At 68.8% G+C, this 18395-nt stretch carries 16 protein-coding genes and 1 tRNA gene; 9 read left to right on the top strand and 8 right to left on the bottom strand.

Annotated elements, in window-relative coordinates; genetic code table 11:
* Window positions 1-105: 105 nt before the first annotated feature.
* The 6 genes from AC4D16_RS03040 to AC4D16_RS03015 all read left to right on the top strand — a co-directional run bounded on the left by AC4D16_RS03040 (window position 106) and on the right by AC4D16_RS03015 (window position 6343).
* Window positions 106-462 carry a YraN family protein gene (locus tag AC4D16_RS03040; RefSeq protein ID WP_490949008.1) on the top strand — a complete coding sequence of 119 codons (357 nt, stop codon included), beginning with the start codon at window positions 106-108 and terminating at the stop codon, window positions 460-462.
* Window positions 462-1997, top strand: a complete 1536-nt coding sequence (locus tag AC4D16_RS03035; protein ID WP_490953916.1) for a YifB family Mg chelatase-like AAA ATPase — start codon at window positions 462-464, stop codon at window positions 1995-1997. Before AC4D16_RS03040 ends, AC4D16_RS03035 begins: the two co-directional genes overlap by 1 nt.
* Window positions 1994-3301 (top strand): DNA-processing protein DprA, encoded by a 1308-nt coding sequence (locus AC4D16_RS03030; RefSeq protein WP_490949010.1) that lies wholly within the window; start codon window positions 1994-1996, stop codon window positions 3299-3301. The genes AC4D16_RS03035 and AC4D16_RS03030 overlap by 4 nt, the downstream gene beginning before the upstream one ends.
* A gap of 935 nt (window positions 3302-4236) precedes the next feature.
* A complete protein-coding gene (locus tag AC4D16_RS03025; RefSeq protein WP_490953915.1) occupies window positions 4237-4473 on the top strand; it encodes a methylated-DNA--[protein]-cysteine S-methyltransferase in 237 nt (78 codons plus the stop codon).
* Window positions 4474-4575: 102 nt separating this feature from the next.
* Window positions 4576-5586: a tyrosine recombinase XerC gene (locus tag AC4D16_RS03020; RefSeq protein WP_490953914.1), complete on the top strand. Its 1011-nt coding sequence runs from the start codon at window positions 4576-4578 to the stop codon at window positions 5584-5586.
* 253 nt (window positions 5587-5839) lie between these two features.
* Window positions 5840-6343 carry a DUF3145 domain-containing protein gene (locus tag AC4D16_RS03015; protein WP_490949013.1) on the top strand — a complete coding sequence of 168 codons (504 nt, stop codon included), beginning with the start codon at window positions 5840-5842 and terminating at the stop codon, window positions 6341-6343.
* 164 nt (window positions 6344-6507) lie between these two features.
* Here AC4D16_RS03015 and fabF read toward each other — a convergent pair whose 3' ends face one another.
* From fabF to aceE, 6 genes are all read right to left on the bottom strand, one after another.
* A complete protein-coding gene (gene fabF / locus AC4D16_RS03010) occupies window positions 6508-7743 on the bottom strand; it encodes a beta-ketoacyl-ACP synthase II (RefSeq protein ID WP_490953913.1) in 1236 nt (411 codons plus the stop codon).
* Between the two features lie 115 nt (window positions 7744-7858).
* Window positions 7859-8104: an acyl carrier protein gene (locus tag AC4D16_RS03005; protein ID WP_490953912.1), complete on the bottom strand. Its 246-nt coding sequence runs from the start codon at window positions 8102-8104 to the stop codon at window positions 7859-7861.
* 74 nt (window positions 8105-8178) lie between these two features.
* Complete coding sequence (locus tag AC4D16_RS03000; protein WP_490949015.1) at window positions 8179-9240, bottom strand: beta-ketoacyl-ACP synthase III; 1062 nt, start codon at window positions 9238-9240, stop codon at window positions 8179-8181.
* Window positions 9237-10202 (bottom strand): ACP S-malonyltransferase, encoded by a 966-nt coding sequence (locus AC4D16_RS02995; protein ID WP_490953911.1) that lies wholly within the window; start codon window positions 10200-10202, stop codon window positions 9237-9239. The genes AC4D16_RS03000 and AC4D16_RS02995 overlap by 4 nt, the downstream gene beginning before the upstream one ends.
* 78 nt (window positions 10203-10280) lie before the next feature.
* Complete coding sequence (locus tag AC4D16_RS02990) at window positions 10281-11552, bottom strand: PucR family transcriptional regulator (RefSeq protein ID WP_490954660.1); 1272 nt, start codon at window positions 11550-11552, stop codon at window positions 10281-10283.
* Window positions 11553-11726: 174 nt separating this feature from the next.
* Window positions 11727-14480, bottom strand: coding sequence for a pyruvate dehydrogenase (acetyl-transferring), homodimeric type (gene aceE, locus AC4D16_RS02985; protein ID WP_490953910.1), 2754 nt, complete (start codon window positions 14478-14480; stop codon window positions 11727-11729).
* 407 nt (window positions 14481-14887) lie between these two features.
* On the opposite strand from aceE, the gene AC4D16_RS02980 reads away from it, so the two are divergent.
* The 3 genes from AC4D16_RS02980 (at window position 14888) to AC4D16_RS02970 (ending at window position 16747) form a co-directional block, all read left to right on the top strand.
* Window positions 14888-15307: a DUF3052 domain-containing protein gene (locus AC4D16_RS02980; RefSeq protein ID WP_490953909.1), complete on the top strand. Its 420-nt coding sequence runs from the start codon at window positions 14888-14890 to the stop codon at window positions 15305-15307.
* A 4-nt stretch (window positions 15308-15311) separates the two neighbouring features.
* Window positions 15312-15776 carry a redoxin domain-containing protein gene (locus AC4D16_RS02975; protein ID WP_490953908.1) on the top strand — a complete coding sequence of 155 codons (465 nt, stop codon included), beginning with the start codon at window positions 15312-15314 and terminating at the stop codon, window positions 15774-15776.
* A 107-nt stretch (window positions 15777-15883) separates the two neighbouring features.
* Entirely contained in the window at window positions 15884-16747 is an 864-nt protein-coding gene (locus tag AC4D16_RS02970; RefSeq protein WP_490954659.1) for an NAD-dependent protein deacetylase, read from the top strand.
* Window positions 16748-16825: 78 nt separating this feature from the next.
* On the opposite strand, the gene AC4D16_RS02965 is transcribed toward AC4D16_RS02970, so the two are convergent.
* Window positions 16826-16898 (bottom strand) — tRNA-Val (locus AC4D16_RS02965).
* 109 nt (window positions 16899-17007) lie between these two features.
* Complete coding sequence (gene rlmN, locus AC4D16_RS02960) at window positions 17008-18234, bottom strand: dual-specificity RNA methyltransferase RlmN (protein ID WP_490953907.1); 1227 nt, start codon at window positions 18232-18234, stop codon at window positions 17008-17010.
* Between the last annotated feature and the right edge of the window lie 161 nt (window positions 18235-18395).

The raw sequence follows: 18395 nt of genomic DNA, 5'->3' as shown, positions 1-18395 counted from the left end.
GAGCGGAGAACGGAAGCAAGGACTGCGCCTCCGGTTGTCCACATAGCGCGATAATCCACCGGCATCATCACGCCCTTCCCCGAGGCTGGGGGAGGAGGTGACGCCATGCTGGCGAAAGATCAATTGGGACGTCGCGGTGAAGCGACGGCAGCTCGGTATCTCGAGCAGGCCGGTCTGAGAATCGTCGACCGGAACTGGCGGTGTCCGTCGGGCGAGATCGACCTCGTGGCCGTCGAGGGCTCCACCCTCGTGATCGTCGAGGTGAAGACCAGGAGCTCGGACGACTTCGGGCAGCCCCTGGAGGCGATCAGCGCGGGCAAGCTGGAGCGGCTCTACGTGCTCGCCTCGAAGTGGGCGAAGGCGCACAACCTTCGCTTCAGCGGGTTCCGGATCGATGCCGTCGGCGTGCTGGACGATGGCCGGAGTGCACCGCGTGTCGAACACGTACGGGCCGTGATCTGATGGCGCTCGGGCGTACGTACGCCGTCTCGCTCGTCGGCATGAACGGCCACGTCGTGGAGGTCGAAGCCGACATCGGACAGACCCTGCCCGCCTTCGTCCTGCTCGGCCTGCCGGACGCATCGCTGAACGAGGCGAAGGATCGCATCCGGGCAGCCGCGCGGAACGCAGGCGTGCCGCTGAGCCGACGCAAGATCACGGTCAACCTCATTCCCGCCTCCCTCCCGAAGCGAGGATCGTCCTTCGACCTCGCCATCGTGATGTCGGCCCTCGCCGCGTCGGGGGACGTCCGAGGCTGCGGCAGTGCGGTCTTCATCGCGGAGCTCGGGCTGGACGGGCAACTGCGCCCCGTCCATGGTGTACTCCCCGCGGTCATGGCGGCGGTGGACGCCGGTCATACGAGCATCGTGGTGGCGGAGGAGAACGCTGCGGAAGCCGCTCTCGTCCCCGCCGCCGACGTGCGTGCTTTCCGCACGCTCGCGGAGGTCGCTCTGGCCTACGGAGCGGACGCGTCGCAGGTCCGCCTTCCCGACCCGGACGTGCGGGAGGAGTCCCGTGCGATTGATCCGTCCGTTGCGCCGGTCCTGGATCTATCGGACATCGCGGGCCAGCACGAGGCACGGTTCGCGCTGGAGGTTGCGGCAGCCGGCGCCCACCATCTCCTCATGGTCGGACCGCCCGGCGCCGGGAAGACGATGCTCGCCGAGCGCTTGCCCGGGATCCTGCCCGACCTCACGGACGACCACGCCATGGAGGTCACGGCGGTCCACAGCCTGAGCGGCACGGGGTACTGCACCGAGTTGGTGCGGCGGCCCCCGTTCGAGAGCCCCCACCACACCGCGACCCCGGCGTCGATCATCGGTGGAGGAAGCGGCATTCCGAGGCCGGGTGCTGCATCACGGGCGCACCGCGGCATCCTCTTCCTCGATGAGGCCCCCGAGTACGAGCGGCGCGTGCTCGAGGCCTTGCGTGAGCCGCTGGAGAGCGGTCGGCTCGTGCTGCACAGGGCGTCGGGTACGGCGTCCTATCCGGCACGCTTCCAGCTCGTGCTCGCGCTGAACCCTTGTCCGTGCGGCCTGGCCAGCGGGAAGGGGATCGAGTGTGTCTGCACCGCGCAGCAGCGTCGACGCTACTTCAATCGCCTGTCCGGTCCGCTCCTCGACCGCGTCGACCTCCAGCTCGCCGTGCAGCGTGTGGGCCTCGCCGACTACCTCGGCGGAGCGACCTCCGAACGGTCCGCGGTCGTCGCCGCCCGTGTAGCGGCTGCCCGTGGCGCCCAGCACGAGAGGTTGGGCCGCTGGCATCACTCCACCAATGCCGAGGTGCAGGGTCGCGTGCTGCGCGGCGAACTCGCGCTCCCCAGATCGGTGACCGCATCGCTCGACCGCGCCCTGGAACGGAACCTCGTCAGCGCCCGCGGCTGGGACCGTGTCCTGCGGGTTGCATGGACCATCGCCGATCTCGCCGGTCGGGAGCGCCCCGGAACGGATGACGTCACCACGGCCCTGAGCTTCCGCCTGCAGGAGCGTGCGGCATGAGCGACACCGGGAAGGTACGGATCGCACGGGCGGCGCTCTCACGACTCTTCGAGCCCTCCGACGCCGTCGGTATGGCCCTCGTCGCGCTCATGGGTCCACAGGACGCCCTGCGGCTGGCGAGCGGGCAGGTGAGAACCGGCGCGCAGGAGTCGCGGCTCGTGTGCGAGGCCCTCGGCGCCGACTACGGCCGGAAGGACCTCCTCGGAGAGGGGATGCTCCGCTGGGCGCCCCGTCTGCCCGACCTGGCGCCGGAGCGCGACCTCGCCACCCTCGATCGTCTCGGTGGGCGCCTCGTCGTCCCGGAGTCCCACGAGTGGCCGGCGGCGCTCGATGAGCTGCAGGCCGCGGCGCCCCTGTGTCTGTGGGTCCGGGGCGAGGGCGCCGTGCCGTCGTCGCGCCGACTCGCGGCGATCGTCGGTTCGCGGGACAGCACCTCGTACGGTTCGGCCGTCACGGCCGATCTGGCGTCGGGGCTGACGATGCGCGGTTTCGTCATCGTGTCAGGCGGTGCCTACGGCATCGATGCGCAGGCGCACCGTGCAGCTCTCGCGACCCGAGGTGGCGGTGAACACCGGAGCGGTGCCGACGGCGCCCCGCGCCCGCTGCACTCCGACGGGGCCGACATCGTCCCGCCACCTTCCGCAGGTTCGGGCCCGGCGCCCGACACGGACCGCGAGGACCCGCACGCGACCATCGCCGTCCTCGCCTGCGGTGTCGATCGGTACTACCCGGCCGGGAACGAGGACATGCTGCGTGTCATCGCCGAGCAGGGGCTCCTGATCTCGGAGGTCCCGCCCGGCAGTTCCCCGACGCGGTGGCGGTTCCTTCAGCGCAATCGGATCATCGCCGCGATGAGCGCGGTCACCGTCGTCGTGGAAGCGCGATGGCGCTCAGGGGCACTCAATACGGCGCACCACGCCGCAGGCCTGGGTAGACCGGTCGGAGCGGTTCCCGGTCCGGTGACGTCGGCCAATTCAGCGGGCTGCCACCGGTTGCTGAGGGACGGCACAGCAGTCTGCGTCACCGATGCCGCCGATGTGGCCGAACTGGCCGGCCCTATCGGGAACGAGGAGTCGGGTGATCGCGCCAAGGAGGAGGCGTCGTACCGCAGGCAGCACGACGGACTCAGCATCCCGGACCTGCTGCTGTTGGACGGGCTCCCGGTTCGGGCGTCCACGACAGTCGACAAGCTCGCGAGAGTCGCAGGCTTGTCCGGTCAGGACGTGATCCGGGGCTTGGCGCGTCTCGAGATCCAGGGCCTTGCCGTGCGCACCGAGGACGGATGGCGACGCGGGAAGGGGTGAGACCTCCCGGCGGACTTTCGGATCCACGGAACAGGGTCTCCACCTGCCGGGCAGGACATTGTTCCCGGCGGCTCGCTCCAGCGAAGGCGCACATGACGACACAACGGATGAACGGATGAACAGGAGCAGTGAGATGAACACCAGCACGACGGACAGCATGGAGCCACAGGTCGGTACAGGCGCGGGGACGGACACCGGCAACACAACGAGCATTGGTGGCACAACGAGCATTGGTGACGGCGCGAGCATTGGTGCAAAGGCGAGCACCACGTCAGACACGAGCAGGCACGCACGTCCGAGCGGCGACGAGGGCACGGGTGCTGATACGGATGCGAGCGCTGACCTCCGCGTCGCGGGTGCAGGAAGCGCGGTTGGTGGCCGCGTGCACACGGAGGCCGTACCTGAGCCGATGGGGGATGTCGCAGGGCGGCGGCCATCGGCACTGCGGTCCACGTCGTCGGAAGCATCGACAGCGGACGCCCGGCACTATGCAACCGTCCCCTCGCCGCTGGGTGTGTTGCGGATCGTCGTCGCCGGAGGGGCTCTCGTCGGTGTGTATCACCACGAGCACGCCCCCGAACTCTCGCCCGCCCTCCTCGGGTCGTACTGCGCACCCGGCCCGGTAGGCGAAGCCAATCACACGGCGGCGTACCCGACCGGAGCGCATGATGAACTCGGGTCCAGCGGGGGAGCGGGTGGCACGGTGCACGGTGTAAACGGTGCCTCGGACCCGACCCTGCCCCGCCCGGGCGCGGAGCAGGCAGGTCGACGGAACAGCGCCGTCCTTGACCAAGCCTGCCGCGAGCTGACCGAGTACTTCGACGGTCGCCGCCACGGTTTCGACGTGCCGTTCTCGGCGGAGGGCACCCCCTTCCAGAGAACCGTGGGACGTCCTCCGGCAGATCCCGTTCGGGGAGGTCCGGAGGTACGGCGAGGTGGCCACTGCCCTTGGTAACCCGGGTATGGGCCGAGCAATCGGGGCAGCCGTGCGAGCCAATCCGCTGTCCATCGTCATCCCCGGTCACCGCGTCGTGGGTAGCAAGGGCGCGGTCACGGGATACGCCGCCGGGGTGGAAGCGAAGGCGGCGCTCCTCGAGCACGAGCGGCTGTATCTGACCGCGATCACGCCCGGCGACGACGAACAGGAGGACGCGCGTCGAAGCGGCGCGTAGCGGGTTGCTGCGGCGAACCCCGCGGCACTCGGCAGGTTCGGGTGTCCCGCTTCGCGCACGAGCCCCGGGCGGCCGGGCATACTAGGTCCGATGGAACCGACGATGTCCGACCGAGCCGAGCCTGCAGGAGAGCTGGCAGCTGAGCTCGAGGACGCCCGGCTCGGATTCGAGCAGTACCTCACGCTCGAGCGGAATCGCTCGGAGCACACTGTTCGTGCCTACCGCACGGACATCGCTCTGTTCCTCGCGCACGCGGCGGGTACAGGGGTCGAGCGGCTCGACCAGCTGCAGCTCAAGCACTTCCGCTCATGGCTCGGAGCCCTGGACGCCTCAGGCCTCGCGAGGTCGACCGTGGCGCGTCGTGCCGCCAGCGTCCGGAGCTTCATGGACTGGGCGGTCCGCGAGGACAGGATCCAGGTCAATCCCGCCCTCCGACTGCGGGCGCCCAAACGAGCGCGCTCGCTGCCCACGGTGCTCACCCAGGATCAGGCCCACTCTCTGTTCGCGGGCGCGAAGGAGAATTCCGACCGGGACACAAACACCGACCCGGACGTTCACACTGGCCCTGACACCGGGCCTCACCCCGCCGCCGACGATTCAAACGCTCCTCAGGCACTCCTGACGAGCGCGATGCTCGAGGTGCTGTACGGGACCGGAATCCGGGTGGGCGAGCTGGTGGGACTCGACATCGACGACATCGACCTGGAACGCCGCACGCTGGTGGTCCTCGGCAAGGGGTCGAAGGAGCGGACAGTCCCCTTCGGGGTCCCGGCCGGTCAGGCCCTCGAACGCTGGATGTTCGGCGGCCGGCCCAGGTGGGTCACCGCCCGGAGCGGTGCTGCACTGTTCCTGGGTCGGCGCGGCGGGAGGATCGACCAGCGGGCCGTTCGTACTCAGGTACACGACGCTCTCCAACTCGTGGGGGACACCGCAGCTCGTGGCCCGCACGCCCTGCGCCACAGCGCTGCAACCCATCTGCTCGACGGCGGGGCGGACCTGCGCGCTGTCCAGGAACTCCTGGGGCACGCGAGCCTTGCCACGACGCAGCTGTACACGCATGTCTCGGTCGACCGCCTCCGACGGAGTTACGAGCAGGCACACCCGCGCGCCTGACAAAGGCCGTCCCGGCTTCTCGGGTCGGACATCACCTGAGCCTGGACTGGGGCTCACGGTTCGGCACAGCTCCCGGCATCACACCTGAGTAGTTACAGTGGCGGAATTCCATACCCTGGTGCACAATGGCAATAGTTCGAGGGAACCCGTACCACGTGCGGGTGGGTCTCAGTAGGTCCCGGTCCGTCGTCGAGCAGAGCATCATCCACTGAAGGTCGTTGGGGAAGACGTACCTACAGCTATGGAGGATGGAATGTCTGTTGTGATGGCGCGCGGTGTCCTGTACGTGCACTCAGCCCCTTCTGCGCTGTGCCCCCACGTCGAGTGGGCCATCGGCTCAGTGCTCGATAAGCGTGTCGACATGGAGTGGACCGCTCAACCAGCCGCGCCCGGAATGCTCCGTGCGGAGATCTCCTGGATCGGTCCGCAGGGCGCAGGTGCGCTTCTGGCGTCGGCACTGCGCGGCTGGGCCCATCTCCGCTACGAGGTGACCGAGGAGCAGAGCGCCGGTGCTGACGGCGGCCGCTGGTCCCACACTCCCGAGCTGGGGATCTTTCACGCCACGACAGATGTCCACGGCAACATCATGGTGACCGAGGATCGCATCCGCTACGCCTACGAGGCAGGCGCGGGCGATCCGGCGGCGGTCTACCACGAGCTCTCACTGGCACTCGGTGAATCGTGGGACGAGGAACTCGAGCCCTTCCGCCACGCCGCCGAGGGCGCTCCTGTGCGGTGGCTGCATCAGGTCGGCTGACCTCCTCGACATTCCTTCCGCACAGGTCGGGGTCGCGGCAGCGATATTCGCCCGGTCCGGACCTGTCACATCTCCGAGCCTGTCAGGCTCGATCGACGCCGATCATGACGAAGGCGCCGCCCCCGGGGGCGGCGCCTTCGTCGGTCCTGCAGTCGTGCTCCGGATCAGACGCTCCGCAGCACGATCACCGCGTTGTGTCCGCCGAACCCGAACGAGTTGCTGAGCGCGACGATGTCACCCTTCGGCAGGTCCCGGGGTGACGTGACGACGTCGAGCGGGATCTCCGGGTCCTGGTTGTCGAGGTTGATGGTGACAGGGACCTTCCGGTCATGAAGAGCGAGGACCGTCATGACGGCCTCGACCGCACCGGAGGCACCCAGGAGGTGGCCCGTCTGCGATTTCGTCGCCGACACCGCGACCTGGTCGACATGGGCTCCGAGCGCCGACTTGAGGGCCGTGTACTCGGGCTTGTCACCCACCGGGGTGGACGTCGCGTGGGCGTTCACGTGGACGACGTCCTCGGGCTGGGCCCGGGCGTCGAACAGCGCGGCTTTCAGCGCGCGCGTCGCTCCGAGACCCTGCGGGTCCGGGGCGGTGATGTGGTAAGCGTCGGCCGTGACCGATGTGCCGCCGAGCTCGGCGTAGATCCGCGCGCCCCGAGCGAGGGCATGCTCCTCGGCCTCGAGGACCAGGGCGCCGGCGCCTTCACCCATGACGAAGCCGTCGCGGCCCGTGTCGTAGGGGCGTGATGCCAGCTGCGGTTCGTCGTTCCGGCGGGACAACGCGTGCATGGAGGCGAAGGCGGCGATCGGCATGGGATGGATGGCAGCTTCCGCACCGCCGCAGACGACGACGTCGGCCTTACCGGAGCGGATCAGCTCGAGGCCCTGGTGCACTGCCTCGGTTCCCGAGGCACAGGCCGATACAGGGGTGTGGGCCCCGGCGCGCGCACCGAGGTCGAGGCTGACGGCGGCGGCGGGGCCGTTCGGCATCAGCATGGGGACCGTCATGGGTAGGACCCGGCGGGGGCCCTTCTCCCGGAGCGTGTCCCACGCGTCGAGCAGCGTCCACACCCCGCCGATACCTGTGGCGAAGGCGACTGCGAGCCTGTCCTTGTCGATGTCCTCGATGCCCGAGTCCCGCCACGCCTCGCGGGAGGCGATGACGGCGAACTGCGTCGACGGGTCCATGCGCTTCGCCTCGACCCGCGAGAGGACCTCGGACGCAGGCACGGAGATCTGCGCGGCGAACGTCACCGGGAGTTCGTACTGCTCCACCCAGTCCGCCTCGATCGTGCGGGCGCCGGACACCCCCTTGAGCGCGTTAGCCCACATGGTGGGAACGTCCCCGCCGATCGGGGTGGTTGCACCGAGTCCGGTGATGACGACTTTGCGTGGCATGGTCACTCTTTCGAAGCTGAGGCGTACACCGGCGGAATCCGGGACGGAGGAACGACGACTACGGCCGCCCACGGCGGTGACGCCGGGAGCGGCCGCAGCGCGTGAACGGCAGGAACTAGGCCTGTGCGCCCGAGATGAAGGTGACGGCGTCGCCGACGGTCTTCAGGTTCTTGACCTCTTCGTCCGGGATGCGGACGCCGAACTTCTCCTCGGCGTTCACGACGATGGTCATCATGGAGATGGAGTCGATGTCGAGGTCGTCCGTGAAGGACTTGTCCATCTCGACCGACTCCGGGGCGAGACCGGTCTCTTCGTTCACGATCTCGGCCAGACCGGCCAGGATTTCTTCGTTGTTAGCCATGAGGGCTCCTTTTCTGTTCTGCCGGTGCACCGGCGGGATGATCAGACCGCACTGTAGCGGTCTGGGCTTGGGGGTTAGGGAAGGACCACGACCTGCGCCCCGAAGACGAGGCCCGCGCCGAATCCGATCTGGAGTGCGAGCTTGCCGCTGAGCGCTGGCTGCTCCTTCAGCGTGCGATGCATCGCCAGGGGGATCGAGGCCGCGGAGGTGTTACCGGCGTCCACGATGTCCCTCGCGACGTAGACGTGCGCGGGGAGCTTCAACTGCTTCACCATCTCATCGATGATACGGATGTTCGCCTGATGGGGCAGGAATGCGGCGAGATCGTCGGCGGTGATACCGGCGGCGTCGAGGGCACGCTGCGCGACCTTCGCCATCTCCCACACGGCCCAGCGGAAGACGGTCGGTCCGTCCTGACGCATCGTCGGCCAGAGGCTCTCACGCCCCGACTCGGCATCCTCCTCACGTTCGGCGTCGGTCGCGACCGAGCCGAGCGAGTAGTCGCGGGTGTCGATCAGGGAGCGCGTCATCCGGATGGCCTCGTGCTTGCTGCCGTCGGAGCCCCAGACCGACGGGCCGATACCCGGCGAGTCGCTGGGTCCGATCACCACCGCTCCGGCGCCGTCCCCGAGGAGGAAGGAGATGGTGCGGTCCGAGTTGTCGATGAAGTCCGAGAGCTTCTCAACGCCGACCACCAGGACGTAGTCCGCGGTACCGGAGTGGACGAGTGAGTCACCCTGCGCGATCCCGTAGCAGTACCCTGCACAGGCGGCCGAGATGTCGAAGGCGGGAGCAGGCGTGGCGCCCAGCCGGTCCGCCACCTGTGCCGCGGCGGAGGGCGTCGCGTAGGGGTGGGTCACCGTCGAGACGAGGACGGCCCCGAGCTGTGAGGCCTCGATCCCCGAAGCGACGAGTGCTTCCTGCGCTGCGGCGACGGCCATGTCGATGACGCTGACGTGGCGGGGAGCCCGGTGGCGCGTGACGATGCCGGTGCGCTGCCGGATCCACTCGTCCGAGGAGTCGATCCACTGGCAGACGTCCTCGTTCGTGACGACGACCTCCGGCCGGTACGCGCCGACGCCGAGGATGCGGGTGTGCTCGCGCAGGGGCGCTTGCTTGAGTGCGGGGGTGCTCACTGACGTCCTTCAGGCAGGGGGGACGGATCCTGGTCCGTGGTGCGGGAATGTTCCTCGACGAACAGTCGAGCGGCGTCGAGGTCCTCGGGTGATTTTACGGCGAGAGCGGCGGTGCCCCGCATTCCGCGCTTGGCGAGCCCGGTAAGGGTGCCCGCGGGGGAGAGCTCGATCAGGCCGGACACTCCCATCGACTGCAGCGCCTCCATGCAGAGGTCCCACCGCACTGGTCGCGAGACCTGCGCGATGAGGCTGTCGAGATTCGCCTCGCCGCCGGCGACGGGTGCGCCGTCGTGGTTGGACAGCAGGGTCGCGGCCGGTTCGGCGGGGGAGAGGGAGGCGCGGAGGTCCTCGAGGGCCGTGACGGCGGGTGCCATGTGTTCGGTGTGGAACGCGCCGGCAACCTTCAGGGGGATGATCCGTGCCTTCGTCGGGGGCTCCGCGGTCAGGGCACTCAGCTGCTCGAGCGTCCCGGCGGCGACGACCTGCCCGCCGCCGTTCGCGTTCGCTGCGGTGAGGCCGAGTGCGGAGAGCCGTGTGAGGACCTCCTCCGGGTCCCCGCCGAGCACGGCGCTCATGCCGGTGGGTGTCGTGGCCGCGGCGGCGGCCATCGCGGTCGCACGCACGCGGACGAAGGTCATGGCATCGTCCTCGCCGAGGGCACCCGCGACGGCGGACGCGGTGATCTCCCCGACCGAGTGGCCAGCAAGGACCGTGGAGGCCGTCAGGGCCTGCCCGGCCAGGAGGATCCTGGCGGTGACGAGTCCGGCGGCCACGATGAGCGGCTGGGCAACGGCGGTGTCACGGATGGTGTCCTCGTCCGACACCGTGCCGTGGAGAACGAGGTCGAGCTGTGCGAGCTCGCTCAGCTGGTCGAGATGCTCCCGCACGCCGGGCAGCTCGAGCCAGGGGGCGAGGAAGCCGGGGGTCTGTGACCCCTGTCCGGGGCAGGCGATGGCAAGCACTAGTCCAGCTTTCCAGTCAGGCGAGGCATTCTCGGGTGTTCGGCTGAACCAAGGTGGTTCCGCGGCTTTGTAGAGAGCCTACAAGGAAGCGGGGCCGGGCGGAGACGCTCGTGCGCTCCTCGCCGTCGTCGTCCGTGCGGGCCGCCCGCGTTCGGGAACCGGCGGGCCGCCGGGCGGCACGGTCGGGGGTGGGGTGGAGAGCCGCCCGACCACGAGGGCCGTCTGCAGCACGTACGCCTCACGCGGCAGCAGGGGGTCCCACCCGGTGACGTCGCAGACGCGACGCAGCCGGTACCGCACCGTGTTGGCGTGCACGAAGAGCTCGCGCGACGTCGCCTCCAGGGAGTGCCCGAGGCTGAGGTAGGCGGACAGCGTCTGCTCGAGTCCGTTCGATGCGGCGAGCAGCGGCCTGTAGATCTGGCGGACGAGCGCCCGGCGAGCGGTGTCGTCCCCCGAGATGACCCGCTCCGGCCACAGGTCCTCGGAGCACACCGGGCGGGGAGCGCCCGGCCAGGCCCGGGCGGCGGTCAGGCCCGCGAAGGCCGCCTGGGCCGAGCTGCTGGCACTGACGAGGGACTCCGCCTCGGGCCCGTACACCACGGAACCGGCGCCGAAGAGTTCGCTGAGGCGGGGGTAGGCCTTGTCGGGGTCGCGCACCCCTCCGAGGACGAGGATGAGCCTCTCGCCCTGGATGCCCACGAGGACGTCCTCGGCGAGCCGGGCGGTCACGCGCCGCAGTTCGTTGAGGAACCCGGCGTTGGGCTCTGCCGGCGCGCTGCCGACCATCACGGTGATCGGCGCCAGGGTGGTCCATCCGACGGCCGCGATGCGCGATCGCAGGGCGTCCGAGCTCTCCCCGCGCAGGATCGCGTCGACGACGAGGGCCTCGAGCCGGGTGTCCCATGAGCCACGCGTCTCCGCCGCACGCGCATAGACGTCGGCGGCCGCGAAGGCGACCTCGCGGGAGTACCGGAGGACGGACTCGCGCAGGGCTGCCTGATCCGCAGCGGGTGCCAGGAAGGGCACGTGGTCCTCGACCACCTGCACGACGACGCGGATGAGCTGCAGTGCCTTCTGCAGGCTGATGGAGCGCGTCAGCTCCGTCGGAGCGGTGCCGAAGACGTCGCTGAGGACCCAGGCCGGTGATGCGGGTTTCTGGTACCAGTTCACGAAGGACGCGATGCCCTTCTGGGCCACCAGCCCGAGCGCCGACCGCTCGTCGGGCCGGAGGCCGCGGTACCACGGCAGGTCCGCGTCGAGCTGCTTGAGCGTCGCGGTGGACAGCGAGCCGATCGTGGACCGGAGCTTGTCGACCGTCGCCGGATCGGGAGGGGAGGAGCCCGCGTTCATCGCGGCGGGGCTCCGCGGGCCGTCACCGGCGGAAGCGGCGGTTGTGGACATGGACCGAGCATACGGTCACCCCGCTCGTCGTCCTGAATTTGTGGAGGAGCTACAAAAGGCGACGGCGTGCAGGGCTGTGGAGCCGTGCACGCCGTCGCCCCCGGTGGGAACTACCCGCGAGTCCTAGGCGTCGCCACCGGCGTTGCCCGTGGTGCCCGCGTTGACGTCGAGGAGGCGGTACTTCTCGATGGCCTCCTTGGGCGCATCGGCGTCGACCTCGCCACGGCGGGCGAGCATCTCCAGCGCGCGGACGACGACGGAGTGGCTGTCGATCTTGAAGAACCGGCGCGCCGCAGCCCTGGTGTCGGAGAACCCGAAGCCGTCGGCGCCGAGCGTCGCGAACTCGTTGGGCAGGAACTGACGGATCTGGTCCGGGACCGCCTTCATGAAGTCGGAGACGGCGACGATCGGACCCGTGGCACCTTCGAGCTGGTGGGTGACGAACGGCTTCCGCGCCTCGGCCCCGGGATTGAGGAAGGCCTCCTCCTCGGCGTCGAGGGCGTCACGCCGCAGTTCGTTCCAGGAGGTCACCGACCATACGTCAGCGGACACGCCCCAGTCCTTCGCGAGGATCTTCTGCGCTTCGAGGGCCCACGGCACGGCGACGCCGGACGCCAGCAGCTGCGTGCGCGGACCGTCCACCTTCGCGGGCTTGAGGAGGTAGATCCCCTTCAGCACGCCCTCGACGTCCAGGTCCTCCGGCTCGGCGGGCTGCACGAACGGCTCGTTGTACACGGTGATGTAGTACATGACGTTGCGGTGGGACTCCGGCCGGTCGCCGATGTCGCCGTACATCCTGTTCAGGCCGTCCCGCATGATGTGGCCGATCTCGTACCCGAAGGCGGGATCGTACGTGACGACGGCGGGGTTGGTCGACGCCAGGATCGGTGAGTGACCGTCGGCGTGCTGCAGACCCTCACCGGTCAGGGTGGTACGTCCGGCCGTCGCGCCGATGATGAATCCGCGCGCCATCTGGTCCGCAGCGGCCCAGATCGAGTCGCCCGTGCGCTGGAAGCCGAACATCGAGTAGAAGACGTAGATCGGGATGAGCGGCTGCCCCTGCGTGGCGTAGGCGGTACCCGCGGCGGTGAAGGCCGCCATGGAACCGGCCTCGTTGATGCCCGCGTGCAGGATCTGCCCCTCGATCGACTCCTTGTACGCGAGCACCAGGTCGCGGTCCACCGAGAGGTAGTTCTGTCCGTTGGGGTTGTAGATCTTCGCCGTGGGGAAGAACGAGTCCATGCCGAAGGTCCGTGCCTCGTCCGGGATGATCGGCGCGATGCGCTTGCCGAACTCCTTGTCGCGCATGATGTCCTTCAGGATGCGCACGAAGGCCATGGTGGTGGCCGCCATCTGCTTACCCGACCCGCGCTTGGCCATCTCGTAGGCCTTGTCACCCGGCAGGACGACCTCGGCGTGCTTCGTCCGCCGTTCCGGGACGAATCCGCCCAGTTCGCGGCGACGCTCCATGAGGTACTTGATTTCGGGTGCGTCGGCTCCCGGGTGGTAGTACGGCGCGTTGTAGAGGTCGTCGTCGATCTGCTCGTCGGTGACGGGGATGCGCAGGTGGTCACGGAATGCCTTGAGATCGGCGTTGGTCAGCTTCTTCATCTGGTGGGTCGCGTTGCGCCCCTCGAAGTGCGAGCCGAGCCCGTACCCCTTGACGGTCTTCGCGAGGATGACGGTCGGCTTGCCCTTGAACTCCGTGGCCGCCTTGTACGCGGCGTAGACCTTGCGGTAGTCGTGCCCGCCGCGCTTGAGGTTCCAGATGTCGGCGTCGGAGAGGTCCTCCACCATCGCCTTCGTGGCGGGGGACTTGCCGAAGAAGTGGTCCCGGACAAATCCGCCGGATTCCGCCTTGTACGTCTGGTAGTCGCCGTCGGGCGTCTGGTTCATGATGTCGACGAGCGCGCCGTCGGTGTCCTTGGAGAGCAGGCTGTCCCACTCCCGACCCCAGACGACCTTGATGACGTTCCAGCCGGCGCCGCGGAAGAATGCCTCGAGCTCCTGCATGATCTTGCCGTTGCCGCGCACGGGGCCGTCGAGGCGCTGCAGGTTGCAGTTGATGACGAAGTTCAGGTTGTCGAGGTGCTCGTTCGCCGCGAGTTGGAGCAGACCGCGCGACTCGGGCTCGTCCATCTCACCGTCACCGAGGAACGCCCAGACCTGCTGGTCGGACGTGTCCTTCAGACCGCGGTTGTGCAGGTAGCGGTTCGACTGGGCCTGGTAGATCGCATTCATCGGGCCGATGCCCATCGACACGGTCGGGAATTCCCAGAACTCCGGCATGAGGCGAGGGTGCGGGTAGGAGGAGAGCGCGTGGCCCTCCTTGGACTTCTCCTGGCGGAAGCCGTCGAGGTCCTCCTCCGTCAGGCGTCCCTCGAGATAGGCCCTGGCGTACATACCGGGGGAGGCGTGGCCCTGGAAGAAGATCTGGTCGCCACCGCTCGGGTGGTCCTTGCCCTTGAAGAAGTGGTTGAAGCCGACCTCGTAGAGCGTCGCCGCTCCGGCGTAGGTCGAGATGTGTCCGCCCACCCCGATCTCGGGGCGCTGCGCGCGGTGCACCATGACGGCGGCGTTCCAGCGCAGCCAGGCACGGTACTTCCGCTCGATCTCCTCGTCACCCGGGAATTCGGGTTCCTGGTCCACGGGAATGGTGTTCACGTAGTCGGTGGTGGTCACCATCGGCACACCGACCGACTGCGCGCCGGCCCTCTGGAGCAGCGAGCGCATGATGTACTGCGCGCGCTCCGTCCCCTGGGTGCGGATGAGCTGGTCGAGGGATTCGATCCACTCCGCGGTCTCCTCCGGATCGGCGTCGGGCTTGCCGACCGTCAGACCGCTGAGGATGTCCGCTGTTCCTTGTTCTGCAGCCACGCGATATCTCTCCACTTCCACGGAGCTTGGTCCGTGTTGCTCGACGCCTGCGCTCGACTCTTGTGGGCCCGCGCAGCGATCCATGCCCGGTGCAGTCACCGCGCCGTCTACCGATTCACTCTATCGTCGCCGCGGACCCGATGCGTAGCGGGATCGGGGCTGCGCGACCGATTACGCCGAGGGCTTGCTCACTCCGCCCGAGTAGGGTGCGGGTGCCCTCTGGTGGGGTCGCAGGAACCTGGTTCCGCCCTGCATCACGTACCCACCCGGAGCAGCCCCTACGCCCTGGCGCGCCCGGATGCGTCCCCCGGCTTGATGCATGGCGCATAAGGGTGTTGGCTGTAGGCCATGGGTACCCTTAAGCCGGGCGGTTCGTACGACCGCCCCGCCGTTTCAGGAGGAGTCAAGTGAGCGAGGCTGAAGCCGCCACGGCAAGTGATGTGGCAGGCAAGTTGGGTTTCAAGGAGGGGAGCCTCGTCCAGGAGCTCGGCTACGACGACGACGTCGACTTCGATCTCCGCGACGAACTCGAGGACGGGATCGGTTCCGAGCTGTTCACCGAGGACGACCAGGAGGTCGTCGACGGGGTGATCCTCTGGTGGCGGGCCGGCGACGGCGATCTGGTCGATGCCCTCGTGGACGCCCTGACCTCGCTCGAGGCAGGAGGAGTGATCTGGCTCCTCACCCCCAAGTCCGGACGCCCCGGATATGTCGCCGCCGCCGACGTGCAGGAGTCGGCGCCCACCGCCGGTCTCCACTCGACGTCGTCGGCCGGGGTCTCCAAGGAGTGGGCCGCGACGCGGCTCGTCAGTCGCAGGAAGCAGTAGCTGCGTGCCACTCGCCATCGGCTCACTCGCCCCTCCCTTCGCCCTCGCCAACCAGTTCGGGGAGACGGTCGAGAGTTCGTCGCTCGTGGGCGGCTCCGTAATCGTCTTCTTCCCCTTCGCCTTCTCCCGCGTGTGCACCGACGAACTCGGGCAGCTGCGGGACAACCAGGACATCTTCGACGCCGCCGGTGTCTCGCTGGTCGCGGTCTCCGTCGACCACAAGTACACTCTTCGCGCCTTCGCCGATGCCAATGACATCTCCTTCGACCTCCTGGCGGACTTCTGGCCGCACGGGGAGGTCACGCGCGCCTACGAGGCCTTCGACGACGGTCACGGGTACGCCGAGCGGATCAGCTACGTGCTCGACGGGTCCGGGGCGGTCCGTGCCGCCATCTCCTCGCCCCACGGCCAGGGCCGGCCCATCTCCGACTACGCACGCGCATTGAGCTCGGTCGAAGCGGCACTGTGAAGCAACGGGGACCCGAGGGGCGTCCTGACGACGGCTTGCCGGGGCCCGAGACGAATCCTCGCCTCGGTCTGACCGGCTTCGTCAGCGAGAGCCCTGCCTCCGATCTCCTGCCTCTGGCCCCTGCCGAGCAGTCGGCCCTGGCGCAGGCGGTCGAGCTGCTCGCAGGGCGTCGTCTCGCCGTGCTCACGGGCGCGGGCCTGAGTACCGACTCCGGGATCCCCGACTACCGGGGCTCGCAGTCCGTCCCCCGCAACCCCATGACCTACCAGCAGTTCGTCGGCGACGAGGCACTCCGGCGCCGTTACTGGGCCCGGAACCATGTGGGCTGGCGGCATCTGAAACGTGCGGATCCGAACGCGGGCCACGCGGCCATCGCGGTGCTCGAACGCAGGGGACTGCTGTCGGGCCTGATCACGCAGAACGTCGACAAGCTGCACTCGTCGGCGGGCAGCAGGAACGTCATCGACCTGCACGGGACCTTCGACCGCGTGGTGTGCCTGCAGTGCGGTACGGCCTTCCCCCGGGCGAGGATCGCCGAGCTGCTCGAGAACCTGAACCCGGGCTACCTCGAACGCGAGTCCGACGCCGGTGACGTGGCGCCCGATGCCGACGCCGACGTGGACGACACGGGCGATTTCGTCATGGCTCCGTGCCCGGTGTGCGGCGGGATGCTCAAGCCGGACTTCGTCTACTTCGGGGAGAACGTCCCCAAGGACCGGGTGGGCGAGGCCTACGCCATGGTGGACGCAGCAAACGCACTGCTGGTCGCCGGCTCCTCGCTGACCGTCATGAGTGGCCTGCGCTTCGTCCGGCACGCGTCGAAGGCCGGCAAGCCGGTGGTCATCATCAACCGCGGGTGGACGCGCGGGGACGATCTCGCGACCCTGAAGATCGAGGCTGGAGTCTCCGAGGCGCTGACGTTCCTGGCGGACCGGCTGCCGGACCTGCCGTCGGAATCCTCCGGGTCCTGACGGTCGGGACCACGGGGCCGGAACGCAGAAGGACCCCACCGCCGCCGCTGTGTGGCGGGAGGGTGAGGTCCTGTTCGGTGGGTCCTACCGGGATCGAACCGATGACATCCACGGTGTAAACGTGGCGCTCTACCAGCTGAGCTAAAGACCCGTGGGGCGTGAGCCCCGGTGCTGCGATCGACGCGTGGTCGGCGTCGTCACGGACATCGACTATACCGGCCGCGCGGAGGGCCGCGCGAATCGGGGTGCCGGGCTGACGGCTACTCGCCCGCGGCGAGCTGCCCGCAGGCGCCGTCGATCTCCTTGCCCCGGGTGTCACGCAGGGTCGTGGGGATGCCCGCTGCACGCAGGCGGTTGATGAACTCGGTGGAGACGCTCTTCTCCGAAGCGGTCCAGATGGAACCCGGCGTGGGGTTGAGCGGGATCGGGTTGACGTGCACCCAGCCGCGGCCACGCTGGTTCAGCTTCTTGGCCAGGAGGTCCGCACGCCAGGCGTGGTCGTTCATGTCCTTGATCAGCGCGTACTCGATGCTCACGCGTCGGCCGGTGGTCCTGTAGTAGTTGTACGCGGCGTCGAGCGCCTCGTCGACCTTCCACTTCGTGTTGACCGGGATGAGCTCGTCGCGGAGCTCGTCGTCGGGCGCGTGGAGGGACAGGGCGAACGTGACCGGCAACGACTCCGCCGCGAGCTTGTTGATCGCGGGGACGAGGCCCACCGTGGAGACAGTGATGTTGCGCGCTGACATCCCGAGGCCCTCGGGGGAGTCGTCGACGAAGCGGTGCAGCGCGGCCATGACGCGCTTGTAGTTGGCGAGCGGCTCACCCATGCCCATGAACACGATGTTCGTGACGCGGTCGGCGTCGTGCCCGCCGTCGGTACGGAGAGCTCCCAGCGCTCCCTCCGCCAGGGCGCGGTTCGCAGCGACCACCTGATCGACGATCTCCGCCGTCGACATGTTGCGGGTGAGCCCCGCCTGACCCGTGGCGCAGAACGGGCAGTTCATGCCGCAACCCGCCTGCGAGGAGACGCAGAGCGTCACGCGGCCGGGGTAGCGCATGAGCACGGACTCGACGAGCGCGCCGTCGAAGAGCCGCCACAGGAACTTGATGGTGTCGCCGTTGTCCGTGGTCAGGCGCTTTACCTCGGTGAGCAGCGGCGGGAACATCGCGGTCACGAGCTCCTCGCGGCCGGCCTTCGGCAGGTCGCTCATCGCGGCGGGATCCGTCGTGAAGTGGGAGAAGTAGTGCGTGGACAGCTGCTTCGCCCGGAAGCCCTGGTGGCCCAGCTCCTTCAAACGGTCTTGCCGCTCGGCGAGCGTGAGGTCGGCGAGGTGGACCGGGGGCTGGCTGACGCGGGGCGATGTGAACTGCAGCAGGGGCCGGCCGTCACTCGCGACGATGGGCTGCGCGCCTTCCACTTCGGGGCGCACCTGAGGGCGCGCTGTGGAGGGGGTGAGGGCGGCGGGGGAAACGGTAACGTCGGACATCACTACCATTCTTTCATGGATGGCGCCAGCGACCCAGCCGGAACGGTTGTCGATCGGGACACACGCGTGATGCGCCGGGGTCCTACCGGCAGGGCGAAACAAGCAGTCCTCACCGGCCGGTGGTGTAGCGGGGGGCGTTCCGACGGTAATAGTGTGAAAGT

The organism is Arthrobacter sp. TJ-236, assembly GCF_058269235.1.
This window is presented reverse-complemented; position numbering and strand designations above follow the sequence as displayed.